The organism is Sphingobium sp. LB126 (genome assembly GCF_002795205.1).
Classification (GTDB): Bacteria; Pseudomonadota; Alphaproteobacteria; order Sphingomonadales; family Sphingomonadaceae; genus Sphingobium; species Sphingobium chungbukense.
Genome location: NZ_NETV01000001.1, coordinates 744,979 through 771,035 on the forward strand (window position 1 = coordinate 744,979; position 26,057 = coordinate 771,035).

At 64.5% G+C, this 26,057-nt stretch carries 24 protein-coding genes; 9 read left to right on the top strand and 15 right to left on the bottom strand.

The window, feature by feature from the left end:
* Positions 1–9 precede the first annotated feature (9 nt).
* The 3 genes from CAF53_RS03570 to CAF53_RS03580 are packed head-to-tail and all read right to left on the bottom strand — an operon-like array spanning position 10 to position 2,935.
* A complete protein-coding gene (locus tag CAF53_RS03570) occupies positions 10–927 on the bottom strand; it encodes a tyrosine recombinase (protein ID WP_100237357.1) in 918 nt (305 codons plus the stop codon).
* A complete protein-coding gene (locus CAF53_RS03575; protein WP_100237358.1) occupies positions 927–2,741 on the bottom strand; it encodes a hypothetical protein in 1,815 nt (604 codons plus the stop codon). The genes CAF53_RS03570 and CAF53_RS03575 overlap by 1 nt, the downstream gene beginning before the upstream one ends.
* Before the next feature lie 5 nt (positions 2,742–2,746).
* On the bottom strand, positions 2,747–2,935 hold the full coding sequence (locus tag CAF53_RS03580) for a hypothetical protein (RefSeq protein ID WP_046764634.1): 189 nt from the start codon (positions 2,933–2,935) through the stop codon (positions 2,747–2,749).
* An 80-nt stretch (positions 2,936–3,015) separates the two neighbouring features.
* On the opposite strand from CAF53_RS03580, the gene CAF53_RS03585 reads away from it, so the two are divergent.
* The 3 genes from CAF53_RS03585 to CAF53_RS03595 all read left to right on the top strand — a co-directional run bounded on the left by CAF53_RS03585 (position 3,016) and on the right by CAF53_RS03595 (position 5,100).
* Entirely contained in the window at positions 3,016–3,564 is a 549-nt protein-coding gene (locus tag CAF53_RS03585) for a shikimate kinase (protein ID WP_046764911.1), read from the top strand.
* Positions 3,555–4,667 (top strand): 3-dehydroquinate synthase, encoded by a 1,113-nt coding sequence (gene aroB, locus CAF53_RS03590; RefSeq protein ID WP_100237359.1) that lies wholly within the window; start codon positions 3,555–3,557, stop codon positions 4,665–4,667. Before CAF53_RS03585 ends, aroB begins: the two co-directional genes overlap by 10 nt.
* Positions 4,668–4,905: 238 nt before the next feature.
* Positions 4,906–5,100, top strand: a complete 195-nt coding sequence (locus CAF53_RS03595; RefSeq protein ID WP_046764636.1) for a KTSC domain-containing protein — start codon at positions 4,906–4,908, stop codon at positions 5,098–5,100.
* A gap of 21 nt (positions 5,101–5,121) precedes the next feature.
* Here CAF53_RS03595 and glmS read toward each other — a convergent pair whose 3' ends face one another.
* The 3 genes from glmS to glmU form a co-directional block, all read right to left on the bottom strand.
* Positions 5,122–6,945 (bottom strand): glutamine--fructose-6-phosphate transaminase (isomerizing), encoded by a 1,824-nt coding sequence (glmS, locus tag CAF53_RS03600; protein ID WP_100237360.1) that lies wholly within the window; start codon positions 6,943–6,945, stop codon positions 5,122–5,124.
* Between the two features lie 81 nt (positions 6,946–7,026).
* On the bottom strand, positions 7,027–7,881 hold the full coding sequence (locus CAF53_RS03605; RefSeq protein ID WP_046764912.1) for a metallophosphoesterase: 855 nt from the start codon (positions 7,879–7,881) through the stop codon (positions 7,027–7,029).
* A 13-nt stretch (positions 7,882–7,894) separates the two neighbouring features.
* Entirely contained in the window at positions 7,895–9,310 is a 1,416-nt protein-coding gene (glmU, locus tag CAF53_RS03610; RefSeq protein WP_197707358.1) for a bifunctional UDP-N-acetylglucosamine diphosphorylase/glucosamine-1-phosphate N-acetyltransferase GlmU, read from the bottom strand.
* 44 nt (positions 9,311–9,354) lie between these two features.
* Between glmU and gph the strand changes: the two genes are divergently transcribed.
* The 3 genes from gph (at position 9,355) to CAF53_RS03625 (ending at position 12,110) form a co-directional block, all read left to right on the top strand.
* A complete protein-coding gene (gene gph / locus CAF53_RS03615) occupies positions 9,355–10,035 on the top strand; it encodes a phosphoglycolate phosphatase (protein ID WP_046764639.1) in 681 nt (226 codons plus the stop codon).
* Positions 10,032–10,793 carry an enoyl-CoA hydratase-related protein gene (locus tag CAF53_RS03620; protein ID WP_100237361.1) on the top strand — a complete coding sequence of 254 codons (762 nt, stop codon included), beginning with the start codon at positions 10,032–10,034 and terminating at the stop codon, positions 10,791–10,793. Before gph ends, CAF53_RS03620 begins: the two co-directional genes overlap by 4 nt.
* Before the next feature lie 144 nt (positions 10,794–10,937).
* Positions 10,938–12,110, top strand: a complete 1,173-nt coding sequence (locus CAF53_RS03625; RefSeq protein ID WP_100237362.1) for a GGDEF domain-containing protein — start codon at positions 10,938–10,940, stop codon at positions 12,108–12,110.
* 67 nt (positions 12,111–12,177) lie between these two features.
* On the opposite strand, the gene lpdA is transcribed toward CAF53_RS03625, so the two are convergent.
* The 8 genes from lpdA to CAF53_RS03665 all read right to left on the bottom strand — a co-directional run bounded on the left by lpdA (position 12,178) and on the right by CAF53_RS03665 (position 22,495).
* Positions 12,178–13,578 carry a dihydrolipoyl dehydrogenase gene (lpdA, locus tag CAF53_RS03630; RefSeq protein ID WP_100237363.1) on the bottom strand — a complete coding sequence of 467 codons (1,401 nt, stop codon included), beginning with the start codon at positions 13,576–13,578 and terminating at the stop codon, positions 12,178–12,180.
* 131 nt (positions 13,579–13,709) lie between these two features.
* On the bottom strand, positions 13,710–14,954 hold the full coding sequence (gene odhB, locus CAF53_RS03635) for a 2-oxoglutarate dehydrogenase complex dihydrolipoyllysine-residue succinyltransferase (protein ID WP_046764643.1): 1,245 nt from the start codon (positions 14,952–14,954) through the stop codon (positions 13,710–13,712).
* A gap of 8 nt (positions 14,955–14,962) precedes the next feature.
* Entirely contained in the window at positions 14,963–17,773 is a 2,811-nt protein-coding gene (locus CAF53_RS03640; protein ID WP_046764644.1) for a 2-oxoglutarate dehydrogenase E1 component, read from the bottom strand.
* Positions 17,774–17,861: 88 nt separating this feature from the next.
* Positions 17,862–18,746, bottom strand: coding sequence for a succinate--CoA ligase subunit alpha (gene sucD, locus CAF53_RS03645; protein WP_046764645.1), 885 nt, complete (start codon positions 18,744–18,746; stop codon positions 17,862–17,864).
* Between the two features lie 104 nt (positions 18,747–18,850).
* Positions 18,851–19,813 (bottom strand): malate dehydrogenase, encoded by a 963-nt coding sequence (gene mdh, locus CAF53_RS03650; RefSeq protein WP_046764646.1) that lies wholly within the window; start codon positions 19,811–19,813, stop codon positions 18,851–18,853.
* A gap of 317 nt (positions 19,814–20,130) precedes the next feature.
* The gene (zapE, locus tag CAF53_RS03655; RefSeq protein ID WP_046764647.1) at positions 20,131–21,243 is read right to left on the bottom strand and encodes a cell division protein ZapE; all 1,113 of its coding nucleotides are present in this window, start codon (positions 21,241–21,243) and stop codon (positions 20,131–20,133) included.
* Positions 21,240–21,644, bottom strand: coding sequence for a PaaI family thioesterase (locus tag CAF53_RS03660; protein WP_242443379.1), 405 nt, complete (start codon positions 21,642–21,644; stop codon positions 21,240–21,242). Before CAF53_RS03660 ends, zapE begins: the two co-directional genes overlap by 4 nt.
* Positions 21,645–21,706: 62 nt before the next feature.
* The gene (locus tag CAF53_RS03665) at positions 21,707–22,495 is read right to left on the bottom strand and encodes a succinate dehydrogenase iron-sulfur subunit (RefSeq protein ID WP_046764649.1); all 789 of its coding nucleotides are present in this window, start codon (positions 22,493–22,495) and stop codon (positions 21,707–21,709) included.
* A gap of 155 nt (positions 22,496–22,650) precedes the next feature.
* Between CAF53_RS03665 and CAF53_RS03670 the strand changes: the two genes are divergently transcribed.
* The 3 genes from CAF53_RS03670 to CAF53_RS03680 are packed head-to-tail and all read left to right on the top strand — an operon-like array spanning position 22,651 to position 25,258.
* On the top strand, positions 22,651–23,742 hold the full coding sequence (locus CAF53_RS03670; RefSeq protein ID WP_046764650.1) for a glycosyl transferase: 1,092 nt from the start codon (positions 22,651–22,653) through the stop codon (positions 23,740–23,742).
* Positions 23,739–24,833 (top strand): CDP-alcohol phosphatidyltransferase family protein, encoded by a 1,095-nt coding sequence (locus tag CAF53_RS03675; RefSeq protein ID WP_100237364.1) that lies wholly within the window; start codon positions 23,739–23,741, stop codon positions 24,831–24,833. The genes CAF53_RS03670 and CAF53_RS03675 overlap by 4 nt, the downstream gene beginning before the upstream one ends.
* Entirely contained in the window at positions 24,830–25,258 is a 429-nt protein-coding gene (locus CAF53_RS03680) for an HIT family protein (protein WP_100237365.1), read from the top strand. The genes CAF53_RS03675 and CAF53_RS03680 overlap by 4 nt, the downstream gene beginning before the upstream one ends.
* Here the strand turns inward: CAF53_RS03680 and CAF53_RS03685 are convergent.
* Positions 25,246–26,013 (bottom strand): phosphocholine cytidylyltransferase family protein, encoded by a 768-nt coding sequence (locus tag CAF53_RS03685; RefSeq protein WP_100237366.1) that lies wholly within the window; start codon positions 26,011–26,013, stop codon positions 25,246–25,248. The genes CAF53_RS03680 and CAF53_RS03685 overlap by 13 nt on opposite strands.
* Positions 26,014–26,057: the final 44 nt, after the last annotated feature.

Below are 26,057 nucleotides of genomic sequence, written 5' to 3' on the forward strand. Positions count from 1 at the left end.
CGCAAGGCGTTAGGGCGCTGACGCTTCGCCGTCAACGCGCCGATGCGTCATGCTGGCCAGCGGATGGCGGCTGTTCACCAGTTCGACCAGGCGACGGCTGTCGACATGGGTGTAGATTTGCGTGGTGCCGATATCGGCATGCCCCAGCATGGATTGCAAAGCGCGCAGATCCGCCCCGCCCTCCAGCAAATGGGTAGCAAAGGCATGGCGCAGGACATGGGGGCTGACCCGTTCGGGCGCGATCCCGGCGGCGGCGGCCAGCGCCTTCACCATCTGGTAGAGGCGGATGCGGCTGACATGGCTCTTGCCCGAGGGGAAGAGCCATGGGCTGTCGGCGGGCACGTTCGGCAGCCAGGCGGCGACGGCGGCGCGGGCGCGATCGGAAATGGGGACGAGCCGTTCGCGGGCACCCTTGCCCTTGAGGATCAGGAACGGCCGGTCCGACGCCAGCGCACGGCGGGGTAGCGACACCAGCTCGGTCGCGCGCAGGCCGGACCCATAGAGCAACTCGATCAGCGCGGACAGCCGCAGGTCGAGCGGCGCAGGATGCTCGGCCGCCAGCTTCCCGGCGATCAGCACAAAGAGCGAATCGACTTCGGCGGTCGACAATATCTTCGGCAGGGGACGGCGCGTCGCCGGGCGCGGCAGGGCCGTAGAGGGATTGTCGGCACGCAGCCCCTCTTCCTCCAGAAACGCGTAAAAGGCGCGCAGGGCGGAGGCCTTCCGCGCCACGGAGGAGGCGGCCAGTCCGGCCCAGGCGTCCGCCAATCCGCCAATGTCGTCCTTGGTCGCGCCGGAAAGCCCGCCGACAATCTTCGCCGCGCCCATCAGGTCGGCGCGATAGGCGAGCAGCGTGTTGCGCGAGGCGCCCCTTTCGGCCGCCATCATTTCCAGAAAGCGGTCGATAAGCGAGGCGTCGTCACCCATCAGAGCCGCGTCATCGCCTCCGCCGCGATCATCCGCGCTTCGGGGTCCAACCCGACGCGATGCAGCGCGGCGACGATATGATAGAGATGGACAGGCGGCAGCCGGTTCCAGTCCGCCGTCTGCATGCCCACCGCCGCCAGCAGCGCGACGCTGGCCTTTTCGCCCCGCCCCGCGGCCGCGTCGATAGCGCGCGACCAGCGGCTGGTGACGCCGAGGTTGAAACCATTATCCTGTGCCAGCGACGCGCCATCCTGGGCATTGAGACGGGACAGCCCCGCCAGTGCCGCGATCAGCATCTGCGTCTTGTGGGCATCGGCCGCCTTGGCGAAGGACGACACCCGCCCGCCGCTGATGTCGACGACCGGGGCGGGCGCTCCGACGGCCAGCAAGGCCCAGAGGTCGCCAGCACCGTCGCCGTCCGCCTGCGCGGCAAGGCGCGCCCACGCAACGGCGCTGCGGTCATAGCCCGCCGTGAACATGGCCGCCACCAGATTGGCCGCGTCCCGCGCGCCCAACTGCGCAACGGGCAGCGCAGCCGCCGCCCGCGCCGTCGCGATCAGACCGACGAAATCGGGGCGCGCCTCATTCTGCCAGATCGTCCGCATCGCCTGTAGCCGGTCGTCGGCGCTCAATCCGGAATAAGCGGCGCGCAATGCGTCGATCCGATCGGCGGCGGCGGGCGCGTCGCCATCCACGCCAAGCTGGCTGTAGAAACCGACCAGCGCCTCATTGGAAAAGACGCCCAGCCGCGCCGCCATCTCCACACCGGGAAGGCGACGTGCCGCCGTCAACGCGGGTGCCCGGGCTTCCCAGGCGCGGACATGCGGTCCGACCGTGGCGTAAAGATTGTCGGGAATCTCGACATTTAGCGCCGTCGCCAGGCCGAATCGCCACGCCGTCAGCCGGTCCACCGCGTCCCATTCGATCTTGACCGAACGACGCGCATTGAAGCCGGTGCCGACCACCTTTTCCGCCAGCCGATAGTCGATGCCGCGCACTTGCCCGCGCCGCTGCGCCTGGTTGAGCGCACCGCTGGCCGAGCCCTGATCACCCGACAGCGCCGGACAGATCGCCCGCGTCATGTCCCAGCCCGGTTCCTTGCTGAACCGCAGCGCGCCGGCCGACAGTGGGCACAGCCCCGCCGGGTCGGCCGTCGCCAGATAGGTCTGCATGGCGATGGCATAAAGGCGCGGGGTGAACTGGTCCGAATCGACGCTCTGCACCAGCAGGCGCGCGCTGTCCGCCTCCCCCATGCGCAGCAGCAGCCAGGCGCGCTCCGCCACCCAGTCGGCGCCATTGATGTCCCTGGGCGTATCGACCGCCGACAGCAGCGTCCGCCGCAGCAGGATCGAGGCCCAGCGCGACGTGATCGGCGCCCGGGTTTCCTTCATCAGCGCGGCCAGGAACTGCCCCGATTGCGCGCCGAAGGCGTTGGGCGCCAACCCCAGCCGCTCGGGCGTCAGCGGTCCCACCCGGTCGAGCGACCGATGCGCATTTTCGGGCAGGTCATATTTGGCCTTTTGCGCGGCCATTTCCTCTTCCGACAACTGCGCTTCGGCGGCGTTGTCGGCGGCCTCGTCCGTTACGGGGAAGCTTGGCGGCTGGACTGCCATGGCGGGCGCGGGCGCGGCTGGAGCAGCAGGCCCCTGCGCCGGACGGGCAGGTTGCGACGGCGCGGGCGTGGGTGTCGCGGGCGTGTCGCCGAAGCCTGGCGGCAACAGCGATTCCGGCGCCTGTTGCGCAACGACCGGCAGCGTCAGGGCGAGCGCAAAGCTGCCCAACGCCCATTTCACATTCACCCGCCTTTGGACCATGCCGCTTAGTGGCCCAGCTTTTCGGCGGGGATGACCTTTTCCACGCGGGCCTGCGGCTTTTCACCACCGCGCGACCAGAGCAGGGCGATGATCGCCACCAGCACGACGACCGCAATGACGGGAATGATCGGCAGAGACCGTCCGCGGCGACGCGAGCTGCCTTCAAAACTGCTGTAGGAACGATTGCGCTTCATGAGTCCTGTTCTGGCTCGGCCTGGCTTGGGGAAAGTTGCGATTTGCCTTGTCGACGCGGGGTTGTATAGCCCCGCTCGCCATGCAGCGAAACAGCAAATCCGCCGAAGCGCGTGCGAAGCGCGGCCCCATCGTCCTGGTGGGCATGATGGGCGTCGGCAAATCGACCGTCGGCCGGCGGCTGGCCGCACGGCTTGGCGTCGGTTTCGTCGATGCGGACGAGGAGATCGAAAAGGCGGCCGGCATGACGATCACCGAAATGTTCGAACGCTATGGCGAGGCCTATTTCCGCGACGGCGAGCGGCGGGTGATCGCCCGCCTGATGGATGGCGAGCCCAAGGTGATCGCGACCGGCGGCGGCGCCTTCATGCAGGAGGAGACGCGGACGCTGATCCTGGACCATGCGCTGGCGATCTGGCTGAACGCCGATATCGACACGCTGGTCGACCGTGTGTCCCGCCGGGAGGGACGACCGCTGCTCAATGGCAAGGACCCGCGCGTCGTGCTGACCGAACTGGCCGCCGTCCGCAATCCGGTTTACGCCCTCTGTCCCATTCATGTGCGGAGCGCCGCCGCGCCGCATGATGTGGCAGTCGACAGCATCATGGAGCAGCTTTCCCAATGGCCGTAGTCCGCGTCGCGCTCGATACGCGCAGTTATGACATCGTGATCGAACAGGGGGCGCTGACCCGCGCCGGCACCTATCTGGCGGGCTATGCGCGCAAGGGCAGGCTGGTGGTCGTGACCGACGCGCATGTGGCCAAGGCGCAGCTTCCCCGGCTGGAGGCGAGCCTGCGCGCCGCCAATGTCGCTGTCGAACCCGTCATCCTGCCGCCGGGCGAGCAGACCAAGAGCTGGCGCCACCTGGAGGAGTTGCTCGATGCACTGCTGGCGCTGGAGATCGAGCGCGGCGACCATGTGGTCGCGCTCGGCGGCGGCGTGATCGGCGATCTTGTGGGCTTTGCCGCCTCGATCCTGAAACGCGGCTGCCATTTCATCCAGGCGCCGACGACCTTGCTGGCGCAGGTCGACAGTTCGGTCGGGGGCAAGACGGCGATCAACGCGCGGGCCGGCAAGAATCTGATCGGCAGCTTCTACCAGCCCGCCCTGGTGCTGATCGACCCCTCGACCCTCGACACGCTGCCGGTACGCGAGACGCGGGCGGGCTATGCCGAGGTCGTGAAATATGGCCTGATCGACGATCCCGATTTCTTCGCCTGGTGCGAGGAGGAAGGGCACAAGCTGCTCGCGGGCGATGCCGGAGCACGTGAATATGCGATCGAGCGCAGCGTCGCCGCAAAGGCGAAGATCGTGGGCGAGGACGAGCGGGAAACCTCCGGTCGCCGGGCGCTGCTGAACCTGGGCCATACTTTCGGCCATGCACTGGAGGCGGATACGGGCTTTTCCGACACGCTGCTCCATGGCGAGGGCGTGGCGGCGGGCATGGCGCTGGCCTTCCGCTATTCCGCGCGGCTGGGGCTGTGCACGAGCGAGGATGCGGATCGGGTGACGGCGCATCTGAAGGCCATGGGCCTCCCCCACGATCTGGCAAGCGCGCATGTGACGGCCGATGGCGCGACGTTGGTCGCGCATATGCTGCACGACAAGAAGATGGCGGCGGGCACCCTGCCCTTCCTGCTGGCGCGGGGGATCGGCCGGACCTTCCTCTCGAAGGATGTCGTGCTGGACGATGTCGCTGCCTTTCTGGACGAGGATCGCGCGGCGGCGGCTTGAGAGTGACACAGCTGCGGCTGGGGTGGATTCAGTTCGTTCGGCTTGTCGTTACCTCAGTCTGATCCCAGGGTCCCACAGCCTTGAGCGGGCATCGGGTCACAGGATGGATGGGACGCCGGGTCAAGCTCGCTTCAAAGTGACGCCACTGTCCGTGCAAGACCCACCAGGTCCGTCATCCTGGCCCTCTATTTCTGCCCGCCCCAGGAAACACCGCCTGCCGCCGATCATTGTAGCGGGCATGCCCTCGACCGCCATTCGCCAGTTCGACTATGATCCCATCCACCGGCGGCTGGACGTGCAGTTCGTCAGCGGCAAGCGGTACAGCTATTTCGACGTGCCTGCCGCGATCGTGCAGGGCATGAAGCAGGCCGCATCGAAAGGCGGCTATTTCAACCGCCTGATCCGCGACCGCTATCGCTTCATCCGCCAGTGACCATGCCTCGCAAGTAACCCTTCATTCCACCGTCACCGACTTGGCGAGGTTCCTCGGTTGGTCGACGTCGGTGCCCTTGGCGACAGCGACATGATAGGCGAGCAACTGCACCGGCACGGCATAGACCATCGGCGCGATCAGCGGATGGACCTTGGGCATGGTGATGGTCGCCATGCAGCCCTCGCCCGCCGCCTGCACCCCGTCATAGTCGGAGATCAGCACCACCTTGCCACCGCGCGCCTGCACTTCCTGCATGTTGCTGACGGTCTTTTCGAACAGCGGCCCGCTGGGCGCCAGCACGATCACCGGCACCTTGTCGTCGATCAGCGCGATCGGCCCATGCTTCATCTCGCCCGCGGCATAGCCTTCGGCATGGATATAGCTGATTTCCTTGAGCTTGAGCGCGCCTTCCAGCGCCAACGGATAGTCCGGCCCGCGCCCCAGATAGAGCACGTCCCGCGCTCCCGCGATCAGATGCGCCATCGCCTCGATCGATTCATCATAGGCCAGCGCGCCATTGAGTGCCGCGGGGGCTTCGGCGAGATGGCGCACCAGTTCCTTCTCGGCTTTCGCATCCAGCCGCCCCTTGGCCCGCGCCAGATTGGCCGCGAACGCGGCCAGCACCGCCAACTGGCAGGTGAAGGCCTTGGTCGACGCCACGCCGATTTCCGGCCCGGCCAGCGTCGGCAGCAGCAGGTCCGCCTCCCGCGCCATGGTGCTGGTCGGCACATTGACGACGGCGGCGATCTTCTGCCCCTCGGCCCGGGCATGGCGCAGCGCGGCCAGCGTATCGGCGGTTTCGCCCGACTGGCTGATGACGATCATCAGGCCGCCTTCCTCCATCACCGGGTCGCGGTAACGGAACTCGCTCGCCACATCGATGTCGACGGGCACGCGGGCGAATTGCTCGAACCAATATTTGGCGACCATGCCGGCATAATAGCTGGTGCCGCAGGCCACGATCGTCACGCGGCGGATCGCGCCCAGGTCGAAATCGGGGATCGGCAACGACACCCGGTCCTCCATCCGCTGAAGATAGGATTTCAGCGTCTGCGCCACCACCACCGGCTGCTCGTAAATCTCCTTGAGCATATAATGGCGGTGATTGCCCTTGGAGATCAGCTCGCCCGTCACGCCCGAAATGGTGACGGGCCGCTCGACCGGGTTGTTGTCCTTGTCGAAGATCTCCGCCCCATCCTTGGTGATGACGACCCAGTCGCCTTCCTCCAGATAGGCGATGCGCTGGGTCAGTGGCGCCAAAGCCAGGGCATCCGAGCCCAAATAAGTCTCACCCTCGCCATAGCCGACGACCAGCGGCGAACCCAACCGCGCGCCGATCAGCAGCTCGGGATGGCTGCGGAACAGGATCGCCAGCGCGAAGGCGCCGTGCAGGCGTGGCAGGACTTGCTGGACCGCCTCCTTCGGGCTCGCCCCCTGCTCGACCAGTTCACTCACCAGATGGGCGACGACCTCGGTATCGGTCTGGCTGTCGAACACCCGGCCCCGCGCCATCAGTTCCTCGCGCAGCGGCTTGAAATTCTCGATGATGCCGTTGTGGACGAGGGCGACTTCCTTGGTGGCATGGGGATGCGCATTGCTGGTGGTCGGCGCTCCATGGGTGGCCCAGCGGGTATGGGCGATGCCGGTCGTGCCGGGCAGCGGCGCCTCCGCCAGTTCCTTCACCAGATTGACCAGCTTCCCCTCGGCCCGGCGGCGGTCGATTGCGCCTTCATGCACGGTCGCGACGCCCGCGCTGTCATAACCGCGATATTCCAGACGCTTCAGCCCATCGACGAGCCGGTCCGCCACGTCGTTCTTGCCGATGATTCCGATGATACCGCACATGGATGTCGAGCCTCAAAGCCATGAAAATCAATAATGAACATGCCTATGCCATGTTCGCGGCGCCCGCGACAGGGGCAAGCCCTATCGTGGATGAATTGTAATCAGCCAGACATCCGGCGGCGCGAGCAAACGGATCGGCAGGCCGCTGGTGCCAAGCCCGGCGGATACGATCATCCTTTTCGCGCCGTCGCGATAGAGGCCGCAGGCATAGCGCGTCCCGTAGCGGGACGGCACATAGACGATGCCCGCAAAGGGCAACGCCACCTGCCCGCAATGGGTATGCCCCACCAGCGTCAGCATCGCCTCGTCCGGCAACAACGGAAACACATCCGGCCCATGCGCCAGCATCAGCGGCGCGCCGCCCATCGCCCGCATCGCGTCCAGCGTCTTCGGAATGTCGGGCCGGCCGGTATAGATGTCGCGCAACCCGCCGACCGCCAGCGGCCCCCGCCGCACCGCCTGGTTGTCGAGCAAGGTGATGCCGATGCGCGCGAACAACTGGTGCCATTGCTTGCGACCGATCAGCGCATGTTTGCGGGCATCGTGATTGCCGAGTACCGCCACCACGCCCAACGGTGCGCGCAAGGCGGCGAACGGGGCGATGCTCTCCACCGGACCGTAAGTCGCGCCGCCCTTGTCATCCCCGATATAGTCGCCGCCCAGCACGATCAGATCGGGCTGGAGCCCGTTCACCTGGGCAACGATCCGCGCCATCCGCTCCGGGCTGTTGTCCGGTCCCGACAAATGGCTGTCGGTCATCAGCGCTATGGTGACCGGTCGCCGCGGCGCATCGGCCGGGAAGGGCAAGCTGACATCCCACCGTCGCACGACCGGCATCGCCCGCGCATTGGCCACCAGCCAGGCGATCCCGCCCGACAAGGCCAGAAGGATGATCAGCAGCGCCGTCAGCCAGCGCCGCCTGCGGAAAAAGCGCATCATGAAGGGACGGTCACTTGCCGGCTTTGCGCGCCTGCATCTTCGCCCGGAAGCGCGCCGCCCAACCCGGCTTCGCATCCTGCGCCGGCCGCACGAGGCAGAGCGCATCGGCATCCACCGATTGCGTGACGACGCTGCCGGCTCCGACGATCGCGCCATCGCCGATCTTCACCGGCGCGACCAGGGCGCTGTTGGAGCCGATGAAGGCACCCGCGCCGATCTCCGTCCTATATTTGAAGAAGCCGTCATAGTTGCAGGTGATGGTGCCCGCGCCGATATTCGCGCCCGCCCCCACGCTGGCGTCGCCGATATAGGAAAGATGATTGGCCTTGGCCCCTTCACCCAGTTCGGCCTTCTTCACCTCGACGAAATTGCCGACCTTGGCCCTGACCCCTATCTTCGCGCCGGGACGCAGGCGGGCATAGGGCCCGATTTCGGCGCCCTTGCCGATCGTCGCGCCCTCCAGGTGGGAAAAGGCGTGAATCGTCACATCGTCCGCCACGATCACGCCCGGCCCGAAGACGACGTTGGGCTCTATCACCACATCACGCCCCAGCGCCGTGTCATGGGCGAAGAAAACCGTATCGGGCGCAATCAGCGTGACCCCCTCCCGCATCGCATCGGCGCGGCGGCGATCCTGCCATACGGCCTCCACACCGGCCAGTTCCGCGCGGCTGTTGACGCCCGCCACCTCCCAGGCCTCGGCCTCGATCACCGCGCTCTGCGCTCCGGGCAGCATGACGATATCGGGCAGATAATATTCACCCGCCGCATTGTCGTTGCCGATCCGGTCGAGCAGCACGAACAGGTCGGTCGATCGCACCGCCATCAATCCCGAATTGCAGAGCGTCACCGCCCGTTCCTCGGCATTCGCATCCTTATATTCGACCATCTTCTCGATGACGCCCTGATCGCGGGCGATGATCCGGCCATAGGCGGCTGCGTCCTCCGGCCGGAAGCCCAATACCACCGCGCGGGGCTCGTCGCCCCAATTGAGGCGCTCCAGCATGGACCGCAGGGTTTCGGTCCGTACCAGCGGCACGTCGCCGTACAGGATCAATATGTCGCCCGCAAAGCCCGCCAGCGCGTCATGTGCCTGCGCCACGGCATGACCGGTGCCATGCTGCTGCTCCTGCACGGCGATCACCGCGCCGCTGCCCTCGACCGCCTTTTCCACCTGCTCGCGGCCAGCCCCCACCACCACGACCTGCCGCTCCGGCTTCAGCTCCGCGACGCTGGCCAGCAGATGCAACAGCATCGGCCGCCCGGCAATCGGATGAAGTACCTTGTGCCTGGCGGATTTCATGCGTGTACCCTGCCCGGCGGCAAGGATGATCACGGCCAAGGGGCGACGGGGCGGGCGGGTGGCAGTCACGAGGGGGGCATCCTTTATGGCAAAGAGGCCAAGAATCTGAGCGCTCTCTGCCATGTTTGACTTGCCTTTGCCACCCACCCGGCGGCATGAGCCGGGCCATGGCATCCTTTCCCTCCGGCATTCCCTTCGATATCGTCGGCTTCGACCTCGACGGCACCCTGCTCGACACCAGCGGCGATCTGGCCGCCGCGGTCAACTATGCCATCGCCACCGATGGCAGGCCCCCCTTCCCGGTCGAGGCGATCCATCCCTTCGTCGGCAAGGGTGCCAAGGTGATGCTTGAACGGGCGCTCGACGCCTCGGGCGGCTATGACGAGGCGATGCTGGCGAGGATGCTGCCGATCCTGCTCGATTATTATGAACAGAATCTCGCCATCCACTCCCTGCCCTATCCCGGCCTGATCGCCGCGATGGACGCGTTGGAAGCGGCGGGCGTGAAGCTTGCCATCTGCACCAACAAGGCGGAGCGCTTCACCATTCCCCTGCTGCATCAGATCGGCCTGTCGGAACGCTTCGCCAGCGTCGTCGGTGGCGACACGGTCGGCATCGCGAAGCCCGACCCAGCGCCGATCCACGCCATGATCGAGCGCGCGGGCGGCGGGCGGACGATCTTCCTGGGCGACACGATCAACGACATTGCCGGCGCGCGCAATGCGGGCATCCCCAGCATCGCGGTCAGCTTCGGCTTCCTCGACGGCCCGGTCGAAGAGCTGGAAGCGGACGCCATCATCCACCATTTCGACGAACTGGTGCCCCTGCTGAAAGGCTGGCCCGCATGACGCTGCGGCTGGAACGCGACGGCGCCATCGCCACGCTGCTGATCGACCGGCCCGACCGGCATAATGCCATGAACCAGGCCATGTGGGAATCGCTGCCCCAATTTGTCGGGCAGGCCATGACCGATGAGGCGGTACGCGTCCTCATCCTGACATCGGGCACGTCGGGGCTGTTCTGCGCGGGCGCCGACATCCACGAATTCGCCAGCCATTCAGGCGAGGAGAACTGGCGCATCGCCAATCAGGCCGCGATCCGCTCCACCCAATATGCCCTCGCCCACGCCGAAAAGCCGGTCATCGCCGCTATCGACGGCGATGCGGTCGGCGGCGGGTGCGGCCTTGCCATCGCCTGCGACCTGCGGATCGCATCGCCAAGGGCGCGGTTGGGCATCACTCCGGCCAGGCTCGGCATCGTCTATGGATTGTTCGATACCAAGCTGCTGGTCGATCTGGTCGGCCCGGCACGTGCCAAGCGTATATTGTTCACCGGCGCGTTGCATGACGCGCATGAAGCGCTTGCCATCGGCCTGATCGACGAGATCGCGCCTGATCCCCTCGACGCTGCAAAGGCCATGGCGGATGTCATGGCCGCCAATGCGCAGCATTCGATCCGTTCGTCCAAGGCGATCATCCGTCGTATCCTGGACGGCCAGGACGATGACGACGCGACCACGCTCGACCTGTTCCGCGATGCCTTCACCCTGCCCGATTTCAAGGAAGGCGTGCAGGCCTTTCGCGAAAAGAGGCGTCCGCGCTTCTGAAGGTGCCTTCGATTCATCCATATCGGATCAACAACTCATCCGGTCCGGAAATATTTGTTAAGGATCAACCGATACCCGCTGTCGGGCGCGGATAAGGCACCTGCCCCGCACGATTTCGATACATCAAAGGAACGGGCGGCCAGCATGGGAGAAAATTTCGCCTTCTTCCTGCCGATCATGATGGCCGGTTTCGGCGTCCTGTTCGGGATCGTCTGGCGCTGGCGGGTGCGAGCCGCGGGTTTTTGGAGCGGGGCCTTTTTCTGCGTTGCGGGGGGCTTCGCCGTACCTGTCGCCTTTGCCGCCCTTCCCAGCACGACCTGGGGTCTCGTCGCCGATATGATGTTCGCCAGCGGCTTCCTCCTGTTCAGCCAGGCGTTGCTGGAGCGTTGGCGTCCCTCCTGGCTGTTGCCCGCGCGGATCGCGATATGGGGCCTGTCCCTATTGCTGTGCGCCGTCGCCCTCGTCCTAGACAATCTGCCCCTCTCGCTGGTGGCGTCGGATTTCGGCTGCTTCCTGCTCATCGCCCTGCCGTTGATCGCGGGGAAGGATCATCTGGACGATTGGTCCGATCGCACTCTGTTCGCCGCCGCCCTGCTGGTCGCGCTCGACAATCTGTTCCGGGGCAGTACCGTACCGCTTACCTTGTCGGCAGGCGGTTTCCACAATAGCGAATATGCCTTTTTGATGCAGGCAATGGCCTGTGTCTTCGGGCTTTTCCTTGCGCTCGCGGCGCTGGCAGCGACCATGCTCGACCAGCTCGCCCGCTATCGGCGCGATGCGCTGCACGATCCGCTGTCCGGCCTGCTCAACCGGCGCGGCTTCGACGATGCGATCGCCGGGTGGACGCACAAGATGCCGGTCGCAGGCAGCCTGATTGTCTGCGACATTGATCATTTCAAAGCGATCAATGATGAATATGGCCATGGCTTGGGCGACCGCGTGATCGAGACCCTGGCGAAGATATTGGCCCGATCCGCTCCTCCAGATGCCGTCACCGCCCGCTTCGGCGGCGAGGAATTCGTGCTGCTCCTGCCAGAAACCGATGCGGCGCGCGCGGCGGCGATCGCCGACGACATCCGGGAAAGCCTGGCGCGGGAGGTCGCGAACGAGCTGGGTCTGCGGCGGCCACTGACGGCCAGCTTCGGTCTTTCGACTGTCCAGCATGGCGATGCCTCGGTCCATGATGCGATCGCGCGGGCCGACGCAGCACTTTACGAAGCGAAGGCAGGCGGCCGCAATCGGGTTTGCGTGCGGCGCTCCCTTTCAGCGCAAGCCACGCCTTCCGCCAGTCCGTCATGGCGGATTTGCAACGCGTAGAAGATACCGAATGAAAAAGGCCGCCCCGAAGGGCGGCCTCGTCATCCCAGCATGCGACAGGAAACGATCACATATGAATCGGCTTGCCGGTCACGGCCATGGCCGCTTCCTTGATCGCCTCGCTATGCGTCGGATGCGCGTGACAGGTGTAGGCGATATCCTCGCTCGATGCACCGAATTCCATCGCCTGCGCCGCCTGCGCGATCATCGTGCCTGCGACCGAAGCGATGATCCACACGCCCAGCACCTTGTCGGTTTCGGCGTCCGCAATCACCTTCACGAAACCGTCCGGCTCATGGTTGGTCTTGGCGCGGCTGTTCGCCATCATCGGAAACTTGCCGACCTTGACGGCGCCCTTTTCCTTGGCAGCCTCTTCGGTCAGGCCCACGCCCGCGATTTCCGGCTTGGTGTAGACCACCGACGGGATCACGTCATGGTTCACGATGCCGGTCAGGCCCGCGATATTCTCCGCGACGGCAATGCCTTCGTCCTCGGCCTTGTGCGCGAGCATCGGGCCGGGGATGACGTCGCCGATCGCCCATACGCCCGGAACCTTGGTGGCGAAGTCATGATCGGTTTCGATCTGGCCGCGCGCATTCAATTCCAGGCCGATCTTGTCGAGGCCTAGACCTTCGGTATTCGGACGACGGCCGATCGACACCAGTACGACATCGGCCTCGATCTTCTCGGCCGCGCCGCCAGCAGCGGGTTCGACGGTCAGGGTCACGCCCTTCTTGCCGACTTCCGCGCCCGTGACCTTGGTACCGAGCTTGTACTCGAAGCCCTGCTTCTTGAAGATCTTGTTCGCTTCCTTGCGGACTTCGCCGTCCATGCCGGGCAGGATCTGGTCGAGAAACTCGACGACCGTGACCTTGGCCCCGACACGACGCCACACCGAACCCAGTTCCAGGCCGATGACGCCGCCGCCGACGACGACCAGATGGCCCGGCACCTTGTCCAGTTCCAGTGCGCCAGTGGAATCGACGATCCTGCCGCCCGCATTGTCGACCTGAACGCCGGGAAGCGGCGTGACCGACGAGCCGGTAGCGATGACGATATTCTTCGCCGTCACCTTCTTGCCCGCCACTTCGACGGTGTTGGCACCGGTAAAGGTCGCCTGGCCCTTCAGCCAGTCGACCTTGTTCTTCTTGAACAGAAACTCGATGCCGCCGGTCAGGCCCTTCACCGCATCCTTGCGCTGGCCCTGCATGGTGTCGAGGTCCAGGCTCATCTTGTCGATCTTCACGCCCAGCTTGGCGAGCGCGCCGTTCGCAGCCTCTTCATAAAGCTCCGAAGCGTGCAGCAGCGCCTTGGACGGGATGCAGCCGACATTGAGGCAGGTGCCGCCCAGCGTCTCGCGGCTTTCGGCGCAGGCGGTCTTGAGACCAAGCTGCGCCGCGCGGATCGCGGCGACATAGCCACCGGGTCCTGCACCGATTACCAGAACGTCATAATCGAAGTCTGCCATAACAATCTCCGTTCGCCCTTGGACCGAGTCACTTGCCTCGGTCCAACCTGTCAAAGGGCATTACTTCTTTCGTCCCATAAAAAGGACGGGGCTTCGACAGGCGCAGCCCGAACGGGATGAATGGACGAACCTTACAGGTCGATCAACAGGCGGGTCGGGTCCTCGATCGCGTTCTTGACCGCGACGAGGAAGGTCACCGCTTCGCGACCGTCGATCAGGCGATGGTCATAGCTGAGCGCGAGATACATCATCGGGCGGATGACGATCTGGCCGTCGCGGACGACCGGACGGTCCTCGATGCGGTGGAGGCCCAGCACCGCCGACTGCGGCGGGTTGATGATCGGGCTCGACAACAGCGAACCGAAGACGCCGCCGTTGGAGATGGTGAAGGTGCCGCCCTTCATGTCCTCCATGGTCAGCGTGCCTTCCTTGGCCTTCTTGCCGAAGCTGCCGATCGTCTTCTCGATCTCGGCCACGCTCAGCGATTCCGCGTTGCGGATGACCGGAACGACCAGGCCATTCGGCGCCGACACGGCGACCGAGATATCGGCGAAGTCGTTATAGACGATCTCGTCGCCCTCGATCTGCGCGTTGACGCCCGGAATGTCGCGCAGCGCCATGCAGACCGCCTTGGTGAAGAAGCCCATGAAGCCCAGACGGACGCCATGCTTCTTCTCGAACAGATCCTTATACTTGGCACGCGCCTCGATGACGTTGGTCATGTCGACGTCGTTGTAGGTGGTCAGCAGCGCCGCGTTGTTCTGCGCTTCCTTGAGGCGCTTGGCGACGGTCTGGCGCAGACGGGTCATCTTGACCCGTTCCTGCGCGCGGCTCGGACCGGCAGCCGGGGCAGCGGCGGCAGGCGCGGCGGCAGCGGCCGAAGCGGCGGCCTTGGCGGTGCCGGCAGCGGCCGCAGCCACGACATCGTCCTTGGTCAGACGGCCATCCTTGCCGGTGCCTTTGATCTTGCTCGGGTCAAGGCCATGTTCCAGCACCAGGCGGCGAACCGCGGGCGACAGGGTCAGATTGCCGCCCTCTTCATCGTCCGCGGCGGCAGGAGCCGAAGCGGCAGGCGCCGGGGCCGCCGCTTCCGCCTTGGCAGCGGGCGCGGCAGCGGCGGGAGCAGCCGCAGCGGCCGCGCCCTCGTTCACATAGGCCAGCAGAGCGCCGACCTCGACCGTATCACCTTCCTTGGCGACGATATCACCCAGCACGCCGGCGACGGGCGCTGGCACGTCGACCGCGACCTTGTCGGTTTCAAGGCTGACGATGGGCTCGTCGGCCTTCACGGCATCGCCGGGCTTCTTCAGCCACTGGCCAACGGTTGCTTCGGTAACGGATTCGCCCAGGGTGGGCACTTTGACTTCGGTAGCCATGAGCTTGTTCAGCCTTTCTTCTGGCGACGGATTTCTTCACGAACGCTGTGACCCAGCGCATCGGCGACGAGAGCGCCCTGCTCGGCGACATGACGCTTGGCGAGGCCCGTTGCGGGCGACGCCGACGCCTTGCGTCCAGCATAGCGGGCGCGCATCGGCGCCTTGCCGGCCTGCGCCAGCGCTTCCTCGATATAGGGCTCCACGAAGAACCAGGCGCCGTTGTTGCGCGGTTCTTCCTGACACCAGACGACTTCCTGAAGGTTCGTCATGCGCGCGATGCGCGTTGCGAGGGCCTCGGTCGCGAACGGGTAGATCTGTTCGATGCGAACGATCTGCACATCCGTGTCGCCATGCTGGTCGCGGGCTTCCATCAGGTCGTAAAAGACCTTGCCGGAGCACAGCACCAGGCGCTTCGTATCCTTGTCAGGCGCCCCATTGGGGTCCGACAGGATGCGCTTGAAATGCGTTGCACCCAAGAAATCCTCCGCCTTGCTGACCGCCAACTTGTGACGCAGCAGCGACTTGGGCGCCATGATGATCAGCGGCTTGCGGAAGGGCCGCAGCATCTGACGGCGCAGGACGTGGAAATAGTTCGCCGGGGTCGTGATATTCGCGACCTGGATATTCCCTTCCGCGCAAAGCTGGAGATAACGCTCCAGACGGGCCGAGCTATGCTCCGGACCCTGCCCTTCATAGCCATGCGGCAGCAGGCAGACGAGGCCGTTGGACCGCAGCCACTTGGTCTCCGACGAAGCGATATACTGGTCGAAGATGATCTGCGCGCCATTGGCGAAGTCGCCGAACTGGGCCTCCCAAAGCACGAGGCTCTTCGGGTCCGCCAGCGCGAAGCCATATTCGAAGCCCAGCACGCCATATTCGGAAAGCGGCGAATCCAGCACCTCGAACCGGCCGTGCGGCACGGTCGAGAGCGGGATGTACTTGCTCTCCGTATCCTGGTCGGTCCAGACGGCGTGACGCTGGCTGAACGTGCCGCGCCCGGAGTCCTGGCCCGACAGGCGCACGCCATAGCCTTCCGACAGCAGCGAACCGAAGGCCAGGGCCTCACCGGTCGCCCAGTCGAAATTCTCGCCGGACTTGAACATCTCCGCCTTGGCGTCGATCACGCGCTTCAGCGTCTTGTGGACGTTATGGCCTTCCGGAATCGTCGTCAGCGTCTTGCCCAGGCTGTCGAACAGCTTCTGGCTGACCGCGGACTCGACGCTCTGGCGGGTGGTTTCGGCGTCGGCGGGCTTGTGCAGGCCCGACCAGCGACCGGCGAACCAGTCGGCCTTGTTGGGCTTGTAGCTCTTCGCCGCCTCGAACTCTTCCTCCAGATGGTTGACGAAATCGCCCGTCACCTGGGCGACGAAATCGTCGTCGACCACGCCTTCGGCCTTCAACCGCGCGGAATAGACGTCGCTGACCGGCGGATGCTGGCGAATCTTCGCGTACATCTGCGGCTGGGTGAATGACGGCTCGTCGCCTTCATTATGGCCGAAGCGGCGATAGCACCACATGTCGATCACGATGTCGCGATGGAAGGTCTGGCGATATTCCATCGCCAGCTTGCACGCGAAGGTGACCGCTTCGGGATCGTCGCCGTTGATGTGCAGGATCGGCGCCTGAACGCCCTTCGCCACGTCGCTCGGATAGGGCGAGCCGCGCGAGAATTGCGGGCTGGTGGTGAAGCCGATCTGGTTGTTGACGATGAAGTGGATGCAGCCGCCGGTATTGTAACCCGACACGCCCGAGAAGCCGAGGCATTCCCAGACGATGCCCTGGCCCGCAAAGGCCGCGTCGCCATGGATCAGCACGGGCAGGACCTGCTCATGCTTGGCAAGGTCGTCACGGAAAGTCTGCTGCGCGCGGACCTTGCCCAACACCACCGGATCGACGGTTTCCAGATGCGAGGGATTGGGGACGAGCGACATATGCACCTTGATGCCGTCGAACTCGCGGTCAGTGGAGGTGCCGAGATGGTACTTCACGTCGCCCGAACCGCCGACATCTTCGGGATTGGCGGTGCCGCCCGAAAATTCGTGGAAGATGACGCGGAAACCCTTGGCCATCACATTGGCGAGTACGTTCAGGCGGCCGCGATGGGCCATGCCGTAGACGATCTCGCGCACGCCCTGCGCGCCGCCATATTTGATGATGGCTTCGAGCGCCGGGATCATCGATTCGCCGCCGTCCAGGCCGAAGCGCTTGGTGCCGACATATTTGCGGCCCAGGAACTTCTCATATTGTTCGGCGTGGATCACCTTGGCCAGGATCGCCTTCTTGCCTTCCGGCGTGAAGTGGATTTCCTTGTCCTTGCCTTCCAGACGCTCCTGGAGGAAACGGCGTTCCTCCACGTCCGCGATGTGCATATATTCCAGGCCGACATTGCCGCAATAATTGGCGCGCAGGATCGCCACGATCTCGCGCACTGTCGCATATTGCAGCCCCAGCGTGCCGCCCAGATAGACTTTTTTGTCGAGGTCGGTCAGGCCGTGATATTCCGGCGTCAGGTCGGCCGGCAGGTCGCGCTGGGTGAGCCCCAGCGGATCGAGATTGGCCGCCAGATGACCACGTACGCGATATGTGCGGATCAGCATCTGGGCACGGATTGCATCATCGGCCGCACTTACGGCATCAGCATCCGAAACCGCCTTGCCGACGGCCTTGGCGGCGGCCTTCACGGCCACCTGCATCTGCGTGGGGTCCAGCGCCCCGGTCAGGTCGTCGGTATCGATCGGCGGCCAGTTGGTGCGCGCCCAGCTCGGTCCGCGCTCGATTTCCCCGAGCCCCTCAAAAACTTCCTGATTCTCGTAACCCATGTCTCACGTCCCATGCCAACCGCGTGCAGTCGCGGCGGGGGTAACAAGCGGCCGGGGTGCAGCCCGGCCGCCTTGTCAGCTTTGTGGCTCAGCCCTTCAGCACTTCCAGCAGGGTCGTGCCAAGTTCCGACGGGCTGGCAGCGACCTTGATGCCGGCCGCTTCCATCGCCGCGATCTTGCTCTCGGCGTCGCCCTTGCCGCCCGACACGATCGCGCCGGCATGGCCCATGCGACGGCCCGGAGGCGCCGTGCGGCCCGCGATGAAGCCGGCCATCGGCTTCTTGCGGCCCTTCTTGGCTTCGTCGATCAGGAACTGGGCAGCCTGCTCTTCCGCGTCGCCGCCGATTTCACCGATCATGATGATCGATTCGGTGGCGTCGTCGGCCAGGAACAGTTCCAGCACGTCGATGAAGTTGGTGCCGTTGACCGGGTCGCCGCCGATGCCGACCGCGGTGGTCTGGCCCAGGCCCGCATTGGTGGTCTGGAACACGGCTTCATAGGTGAGCGTGCCCGAACGCGACACGACGCCGACCGAACCCTTGGAGAAGATGTTGCCGGGCATGATGCCGATCTTGCACTCGCCGGGCGTCAGCAGGCCGGGGCAGTTCGGGCCGATCAGGCGCGACTTGCTGCCCGACAGGGAGCGCTTCACCTTCACCATGTCCAGCACCGGAATGCCCTCGGTGATGCAGACGATCAGCGGGATTTCGGCGTCGATCGCTTCCAGGATCGAGTCGGCCGCGAACGGCGGCGGAACGTAGATGACCGACGCGTCGGCGCCGGTCTTCGACTTGGCTTCGGCAACCGTGTCGAACATGGGCAGGCCGATATGGGTCGTGCCGCCCTTGCCGGGGGTGACGCCGCCAACCATCTGCGTGCCATAGGCCAATGCGGTTTCAGTGTGGAAGGTACCGGTGGCACCAGTCATACCCTGGGTGATGACCTTGGTGTTCTTGTTCACCAGAATGGACATGTCAGTCCCTTTATCTTCTGTGGACGTGGCACTTTGGGTCTAAAGGCAGGCCGCCCCAGGGTGCGCACTCACCTGGGACGGACTGGTGCAGCTCTTGGAAAGGATCAGGCGAGCGAAGGGTCGATGCCCTTGCAGGCTTCCAGCAGTTCCTTGACGGCGTCGACCGACACCTGAAGGTTCGCCTTGGCCTCGTCGTCCAGCGCGATCTCGATGACCTGCTCGACGCCGTCCTTGCCGATGATCACGGGCACGCCGACATAGAGATTGTCGACGCCGTACTGGCCGGTCAGGTTGGCGGCGCAGGGCAGCAGGCGCTTCTTGTCGCCCAGATAGGCTTCAGCCATGGCGATCGCGCTGGTAGCGGGCGCATAGAAGGCCGAGCCGGTCTTGAGCAGCGCGACGATCTCGCCGCCGCCCGAACGGGTGCGCTGGACGATGGCGTCGATGCGCTCCTTGGTCGAGCGGCCCTGCTTGATGAGGTCGGGAACGGGGATGCCCGCGACGGTCGAATATTCGATGACCGGGACCATCGTGTCGCCATGGCCACCGAGCACGAAGCTGGTGACGTCCTTGGCCGACACGTTGAATTCTTCCGCCAGGAAATGGTTGAAGCGCGACGAGTCGAGCACGCCCGCCATGCCGACGACCTTGTTGTGCGGCAGGCCGGAAAATTCGCGCAGCGCCCACACCATGGCATCCAGGGGGTTGGTGATGCAGATGACGAAGGCGTTCGGCGCATTGGCGGCGATCCCCTCGCCCACGGCCTTCATGACCTTGAGGTTGATGCCCAGCAGATCGTCGCGGCTCATGCCCGGCTTGCGGGCGACACCGGCGGTGACGATGATCACATCGGCGCCTGCGATATCGGCATAGTCGTTCGATCCGGTGATCTTGGCATCGAAGCCCTCGACCGAAGCGCACTGCGACAGGTCCAGCGCCTTGCCCTGCGGCACGCCTTCGACGACGTCGAACAGGACAATGTCGCCCAGCCCCTTGAGAGCCGCAAGATGCGCGAGGGTGCCACCGATATTGCCAGCGCCGATAAGCGCGATCTTCTTACGGGCCATATGTAATCCTCCAAGCCGTGGAAAACCGGAATTGCCAAGAAATCCTCAAACAAGGGAGCGCTTAGGCCTATCTGGCCTAGGTTTCAACCGCGCAGAAGCCTTAGCGACAAATTATCTTTGCAATTCATTCGCAATTTCATTAACGGCGATTTTGCCTCTGTTGCCCAAGCGCTCCTACCCTGGCGCACGGCCCTTCCCCGCAGCGGCCACTGCCGCACGCTTCCCGCTGAGGGAGGCGTTCGGGCCCTTTTTGCCTAATAGCGGATTGTTACGGGATGAACGGATGAGCGACAGGGCGAGATTATCTCTCGTCGAGGCTATTTCTCACCGTGGCCTAGAGCCAGATAATCGTCCGACTGCATTTCCATGAGGCGCGACACGGTCCTCTCGAACTCGAAGGCGCCGTCCCCTTCCGGATAGAGGACCGCCGGCTCAGCATCGGCGGAGGCGAGCAGTTTCACCTTATATTCGTAGAGCGCGTCGATCAGCGTCACGAAACGCGCCGCTTCATTGCGCTTTTCCGGCCCCAGCACCGGGATGCCGACAAGGATGACCGTGTGATATTTACGGGCGATCGCCAGATAATCCGGCGCGCCGCGCGCTTCGGCGCAGAGGCGCTTGAAGGAGAAGACGGCCACGCCCTTGAGGCTCTTGGGCACATGCAGCGTCCGGCCGCCCTGTACTTTGATGTCTTCGGCCGGAACCCTGGCGCGATCCTCCACCGGATAGTCGGTCAGGCGGAAAAAGGCTTCGGACAAGGCCCTGGTCGCCTCCGGTCCATTGGGCGCGTGCCAAAGCTGCGCATCGCCCAGCCGATCAAGCCGGTAATCGGTCGGCCCGTTCAGCGTCATGACATCCAGCTTCGCCTTGATCAGGTCGATGAAAGGCAGGAAAAGCTGGCGATTGAGCCCGTTCTTGTAGAGTTCGTCCGGTTCGCGATTGGAGGTGGTGACGATCGTCACCCGCTTTTCCAGCAGCCCCGTGAACAGTCGCGACATGATCGCGGCGTCGGCCATATTATTGACGACCATCTCGTCGAAACAGAGCAGCCGCGCCTCTTCGGCCAGCGACTCGACCACCGGTGGGATCGGATCGCCGGTCTCGGATTTACGCGCCTCGGCCAGGCGGGCATGCACGTCCAGCATGAATTCGTGGAAATGCGCGCGCTTCTTGCGCTGGACATGCACCGTGTCGAAGAACAGGTCCATCAGCATCGATTTGCCGCGCCCGACGCCGCCCCACATATAAAGGCCTCGTGGCGGCTCAGGCGCCTTGCGAAGCAGCTTCCACAGGGTCGACCCGCGCGGCGGCGCCGCTTCCAATTCCCTTTGCAGATGATCCAGCCGTCCGGCGGCCGCCCGCTGATCGGGATCGGCCCGCAATTCGCCGGCCGCGACAAGCGCGTCATATCGGGCGATCACGCCGGTCACGTTGCGACAGGAGCCTTGCGCACGGTTGCGGTGGACGCCGCGATCAGTTCCTCGTCCTGATGGAGCGTCAGCCGCAAAAACATCATCCGTCCCGTCTCGCGCAGCAATTCGACCTCCGCGCGCAGATGCGGACCCACCTTGCCTGAACCACAATATTGCATGGTCAGATCAACGGTCACGGCCGCCGCCTGTTCCGGCCGTCCCATCGCGGCCAGTCCCGCGAACAGCGCATGATCGGCGAAGGCGGCCAGAAAACCGCCATGCAGCGCACCAAGGCGATTGGCATGCGACGGTCGCGTTTCCAACATGACCGTCGCCTGACATTCGGCATCGCCACGCGAATAGCTGATGCCTATGGCCGAGTCGAGAAAGGTGCCGGGCACTGGATCGGCCCAGGACATCCAGTCCATCCACGGGCCATCCGGCACGCGGCTTAGAGGACCAACCCGGTCTCCCACCTCGATCAGAGCTGCCGTTCGACCATCATCTTCTTGGTTTCCGCGATCGCCTTGGCGGGGCTGAGGCCCTTGGGGCAGACATTCGCGCAGTTCATGATGGTGTGGCAGCGATAGAGGCGGAAGGGGTCTTCCAGCTCGTCCAAGCGCTCGCCGGTATATTCGTCGCGGCTGTCGGCCAGCCAGCGATAGGCCTGGAGCAGGATCGCCGGACCCAGGAACTTGTCGCTGTTCCACCAGTAGCTGGGGCAGGAAGTCGAACAGCAGGCGCACAGGATGCACTCATAGAGGCCGTCCAGCTTCTCGCGGTCGGCGGGCGACTGGAGCCGTTCCTTGCCGCTGGGCGCGGGGCTGACGGTTTGCAGCCAGGGCTTGATCGAATTGTACTGCGCATAGAAATGCGTGAAATCGGGCACGAGGTCCTTGATCACGTCCATGTGCGGCAGCGGCGTGACACGCACTTCCTTGCCCGAGCATTCCTCGATCGAGGTGGTGCAGGCCAGGCCATTGCGGCCGTTCATGTTCATCGAACAGGAACCGCAAATACCCTCCCGGCAGGAACGGCGGAAGGTCAGCGTCGGATCATATTCATTCTTGATCTTCAGCAGCGCGTCCAGGACCATCGGACCGCAATTGTCGAGATCGATCTCGAACGTGTCATAGCGCGGGTTCTGACCGGAGTCGGGGTCGTAGCGATAGACCTTGAAGCTCTTGACGTTCGTGGCCCCGTCAGGCGCCTTGTGGGTTACGCCCTTGGCGCTGATCTTGCTGTTCTTGGGCAACGCAAATTCGGCCATTGCTCGTCAAGCCTCTTCGGATATGTCTCAACTGTTCGGCGTTGCGCATAACAAAAAATCTGCAAAGGTCCAGCACAGAGAGCAGAACAAATAAGGGTTGCTTGATTTGTAGCGGGCGGGATCGCTACGGCGGGACATACACTGGGGAGCCCCCGTTGCCGACCGACATCGCCTTTCTGGCCATCGCCGAAGCCCATCAAGCCTATCATTGGCTGCCAGCCGCCCTCGCCCTGTCCCGCCGCGCGGGGGTGAGGGTCCATGTCCTGTCGCCCTCCCCCCTGATCCTCGACCTCGTCGCCAGCTATGATCCCGAAGGCGACATGAACCTCGTCCGGCTGCGCAGGCCGCCCTCACAGCCCGACTCGCTGTTCCGCCAGCCCTCGCGTTTCCTGACGCTGATGCTGAACTATGCGACGATCCGCCGCTTTCCCGTGCTGGTGACGACGGAAATCTCCAGCGGCTGGCTGCGCAGCGTGCCCGGCTTTTCCGGGCGAATGATACAGATCAAACATGGCGCGGGCGATCGGGAGGGCGGCTACAAGGCGCGCCATTCCGCCTTCGACCTGACGCTCGTCGCGGGCGAGAAGGATCGGCGGCGGCTGATCGACCGTGGGCTGTGCACGACGGACGATTGTGCGGTCGGCGGCTATGCGAAGTTCGAGTTGAAGGCCGCGCCGCAACGTTTTTTCGACAATGACCGGCCGGTCCTGCTCTATAATCCGCATTTCGATGCCGCATTGTCGTCATGGCCCCGCCATGGACCGCAGGTGCTGGGCGCGCTGGAAGCGCTGAAGGGCTGGAACGTCATCATCGCCCCCCATACCAAGCTCGCCGGCCGCACCGCGCCGATCTGTACGAACGCGCCTCATATCCGTGTGGACATGGGTAGCCGGCATTCGATCGACATGAGCTATACGATGAGCGCGGACGTCTATCTGGGTGACGTATCGAGCCAGATCTACGAATATCTGCTCCGTCCCCGTCCCTGCATCTTCCTCAATCTGGACCGGCGCGACTGGCGCGGCAACGACGCCTTCTCCCATTGGCGCCTGGGGCAGGTGATCGAGGATATGGCCGCCTTGCCACAGGCACTGGATCGCGCTGCGGACTTGCAAGCCGGGTTCGTTGATGCTCAGGAAGCGGCCATGTCCGACTCCATCGACCGATCGCCTACGCCCGCCTCCGAACGGCAGGCCGACCTCATTCTCGATTTTGCCCGGAAATCCGAAAGGACCGCCGCCGCATGACGCAGACGATCACGACCGCACTGGGACCGGTGCGGCTGTTGGGCGACAATGCGACCCGCATCTGGGGCATGTCCAATGCCGAGCGCTGCCGCCGCATGGCCGAGAGTGCGGCGAAGAATGGCAACGCGCTGGCGGAAGGTCATGAACTGCTGTTCAACTTGGCCTACGCCTTCGATCCGATGTTGCTGCGGCTGGTGCTGGAGGAACCCGGAACGGTCTTCGCCTGGGGCAGCACGCCGATCGTCGGGCAGGTGACGGCGGGCAGCGATCCGCTGAACGCGGCGCAAGTGATCGACCTCTCTGACGGGCGAAAGCTCTACAACCGGCAGTTGCGCAAGCTGGAACAACCCTTCGTCAAGCAACTGACCCCGGCCACCCGGCGCGGCATCGAGCGGCAAAGCTATTTCGGCGCCTATAAGGGCGTCACCGATCTGCTGACCAAATATCTCTGGCCCGAGCTCGCTTTGTGGCTGACGCGGCTGGCGGCGTCCATCGGCATGACGCCCAATATGGTGACGGCGATCGGCGCGACCCTTTGCGTGGTGGCGACCTGGTTCTTCGCGCAGGGTCTCTATTGGACGGGCATGCTCGCCGGCTTCATTTTCATGATACTCGATACGGTGGATGGGAAGCTGGCCCGCTGCACCATCACCTCTTCCAAATGGGGCAATGTGGCGGACCATGGCGTCGACCTCATCCATCCGCCCTTCTGGTGGTATTTCTGGGGCGTGGGGCTATCGGCCTGGGGACAGGCGCTCTCGACAGAGACCTTCGCCCTCGTGATGGCCGCGGTGATCATCGGCTATGTGCTCCAGCGAGTGATCGAAGGGATGTTCATCAAGGATTTCGGCATGGACATCCATGTGTGGGGCCGGTTCGACAGCTGGTTCCGCCTGATCACCGCGCGGCGCAATCCGAACATGGTGATCCTGTTCGTGGCGCTCCTGGCCGGACGCCCCGACATGGGCCTGATCGCGCTGGCCTGGTGGACGGGGATCTCGCTCGTCGTGCATGCCGTGCGGCTGATGCAGGCCTATGGCGTGCAGCGCTCCGGACGGCCCATCGTCAGCTGGATGGAGGCAGTGGCATGAACGCGACCATCGAGAAATTCGGATTTCCCGCGACTCTGATCGCTGAGTTCGCGCATTGGGTGGCGTTGCTGCGCCCTGCCCAGCCGACGCTGGGATCCCTGGTTCTGGCCGCAAAATCGGACGCCACCGCCTTTGGCGACCTGCCGGCGGAAGCGCATGCCGAACTGGCCGTCGCGACCAAGGCAATCGAAAGCGCGCTGGCTCAGGCGGTCGGCTACCAGAAGATCAATTATCTGATGCTGATGATGGTGGACCCGCATGTCCATTTCCATGTGCTACCCCGTTACGAGGACAGCCGCGAGCATGCGGGCATTCAGGTAGCGGACGCCGGTTGGCCCGGCCAGCCCGACCTTGGCAGCGCGGTGAAGCTCGACCCTGAACAGATCGCCGCACTGACCGGCTGGCTGAAACCCTATTTCGCGTAGCGGCCCTCGGCCAGCCAACGGGCGGTGAGCGTCTTCGCCGCCTCCACATCCTGGGGGAAGTCGACTTCCTGCCAGTCCAGCCCTTCGATCGACACGGTGCCAACGCGGTTCCCCTTGGCGATGATGTCGATGGCGCGCAGATACCAGCGCTCGACGCCCTCTGGGGTGCGCATCATCTGGTCGATCTGGTTGCGGAAGATCGCCGGCCCCTCGCCCCGGAACGCCAGCATGCCGATGGATTCGGCGTTGGTGTCGTGCGGCAGCAGCCTTTTGCCGATGTCCAGCAGACGCCCCGTCCCGTCCCGGTTCACCTTCATGTCGTCATCGTCATAGTCGCCCGGCTTGATGTCGACCGTCACCGTGATCGCATCCTGCGCCCCGGCAATCAGCTTGCCCACGATCTCGTCCGAAACGATCGTGTCGCCGTTCAGGATGATGAAGTCGCGGTCCATCTCCTCCCGCACGATCCAGCAGGTTCCCAGATTGTCCGCCACCTGGAAAAAGGGATTGAACACGGTCCGGATGCGCGCGCCGGTCTCGCGGTAAAGTTGCAGCGCATGATCCTCCACCCGTTCGGTCCGGAAACCGGTGACGACGACGATGTCGGTCACGCCATTGGCCACCAGCGCCGCGACCTGCCAGCTGATGAGGCTGCGGCCGTTGAAGTCGATCATGCATTTGGGCACGTCGCGGGTGAGCGGAAGAAGGCGCGACCCCTGGCCTGCGGAAAGGATGATGGCTTTCGAAATGGTCATGGGGTGCCGCCTTAGAGCAAATGAAGCGGGAGGGACAGCGTGTG

What these genes read in the sequence shown, in the direction of transcription:
- CAF53_RS03570 (WP_100237357.1), bottom strand. Translation starts at nt 927, where the DNA reads ATGGGTGACGACGCCTCGCTTATCGACCGCTTTCTGGAAATGATGGCG.
- CAF53_RS03575 (WP_100237358.1), bottom strand. Translation starts at nt 2,741, where the DNA reads ATGGTCCAAAGGCGGGTGAATGTGAAATGGGCGTTGGGCAGCTTTGCG.
- CAF53_RS03580 (WP_046764634.1), bottom strand. Translation starts at nt 2,935, where the DNA reads ATGAAGCGCAATCGTTCCTACAGCAGTTTTGAAGGCAGCTCGCGTCGC.
- CAF53_RS03585 (WP_046764911.1), top strand. Translation starts at nt 3,016, where the DNA reads ATGCAGCGAAACAGCAAATCCGCCGAAGCGCGTGCGAAGCGCGGCCCC.
- aroB (WP_100237359.1), top strand. Translation starts at nt 3,555, where the DNA reads ATGGCCGTAGTCCGCGTCGCGCTCGATACGCGCAGTTATGACATCGTG.
- CAF53_RS03595 (WP_046764636.1), top strand. Translation starts at nt 4,906, where the DNA reads ATGCCCTCGACCGCCATTCGCCAGTTCGACTATGATCCCATCCACCGG.
- glmS (WP_100237360.1), bottom strand. Translation starts at nt 6,945, where the DNA reads ATGTGCGGTATCATCGGAATCATCGGCAAGAACGACGTGGCGGACCGG.
- CAF53_RS03605 (WP_046764912.1), bottom strand. Translation starts at nt 7,881, where the DNA reads ATGCGCTTTTTCCGCAGGCGGCGCTGGCTGACGGCGCTGCTGATCATC.
- glmU (WP_197707358.1), bottom strand. Translation starts at nt 9,310, where the DNA reads ATGGCAGAGAGCGCTCAGATTCTTGGCCTCTTTGCCATAAAGGATGCC.
- gph (WP_046764639.1), top strand. Translation starts at nt 9,355, where the DNA reads ATGGCATCCTTTCCCTCCGGCATTCCCTTCGATATCGTCGGCTTCGAC.
- CAF53_RS03620 (WP_100237361.1), top strand. Translation starts at nt 10,032, where the DNA reads ATGACGCTGCGGCTGGAACGCGACGGCGCCATCGCCACGCTGCTGATC.
- CAF53_RS03625 (WP_100237362.1), top strand. Translation starts at nt 10,938, where the DNA reads ATGGGAGAAAATTTCGCCTTCTTCCTGCCGATCATGATGGCCGGTTTC.
- lpdA (WP_100237363.1), bottom strand. Translation starts at nt 13,578, where the DNA reads ATGGCAGACTTCGATTATGACGTTCTGGTAATCGGTGCAGGACCCGGT.
- odhB (WP_046764643.1), bottom strand. Translation starts at nt 14,954, where the DNA reads ATGGCTACCGAAGTCAAAGTGCCCACCCTGGGCGAATCCGTTACCGAA.
- CAF53_RS03640 (WP_046764644.1), bottom strand. Translation starts at nt 17,773, where the DNA reads ATGGGTTACGAGAATCAGGAAGTTTTTGAGGGGCTCGGGGAAATCGAG.
- sucD (WP_046764645.1), bottom strand. Translation starts at nt 18,746, where the DNA reads ATGTCCATTCTGGTGAACAAGAACACCAAGGTCATCACCCAGGGTATG.
- mdh (WP_046764646.1), bottom strand. Translation starts at nt 19,813, where the DNA reads ATGGCCCGTAAGAAGATCGCGCTTATCGGCGCTGGCAATATCGGTGGC.
- CAF53_RS03660 (WP_242443379.1), bottom strand. Translation starts at nt 21,644, where the DNA reads ATGTCCTGGGCCGATCCAGTGCCCGGCACCTTTCTCGACTCGGCCATA.
- CAF53_RS03665 (WP_046764649.1), bottom strand. Translation starts at nt 22,495, where the DNA reads ATGGCCGAATTTGCGTTGCCCAAGAACAGCAAGATCAGCGCCAAGGGC.
- CAF53_RS03675 (WP_100237364.1), top strand. Translation starts at nt 23,739, where the DNA reads ATGACGCAGACGATCACGACCGCACTGGGACCGGTGCGGCTGTTGGGC.
- CAF53_RS03680 (WP_100237365.1), top strand. Translation starts at nt 24,830, where the DNA reads ATGAACGCGACCATCGAGAAATTCGGATTTCCCGCGACTCTGATCGCT.
- CAF53_RS03685 (WP_100237366.1), bottom strand. Translation starts at nt 26,013, where the DNA reads ATGACCATTTCGAAAGCCATCATCCTTTCCGCAGGCCAGGGGTCGCGC.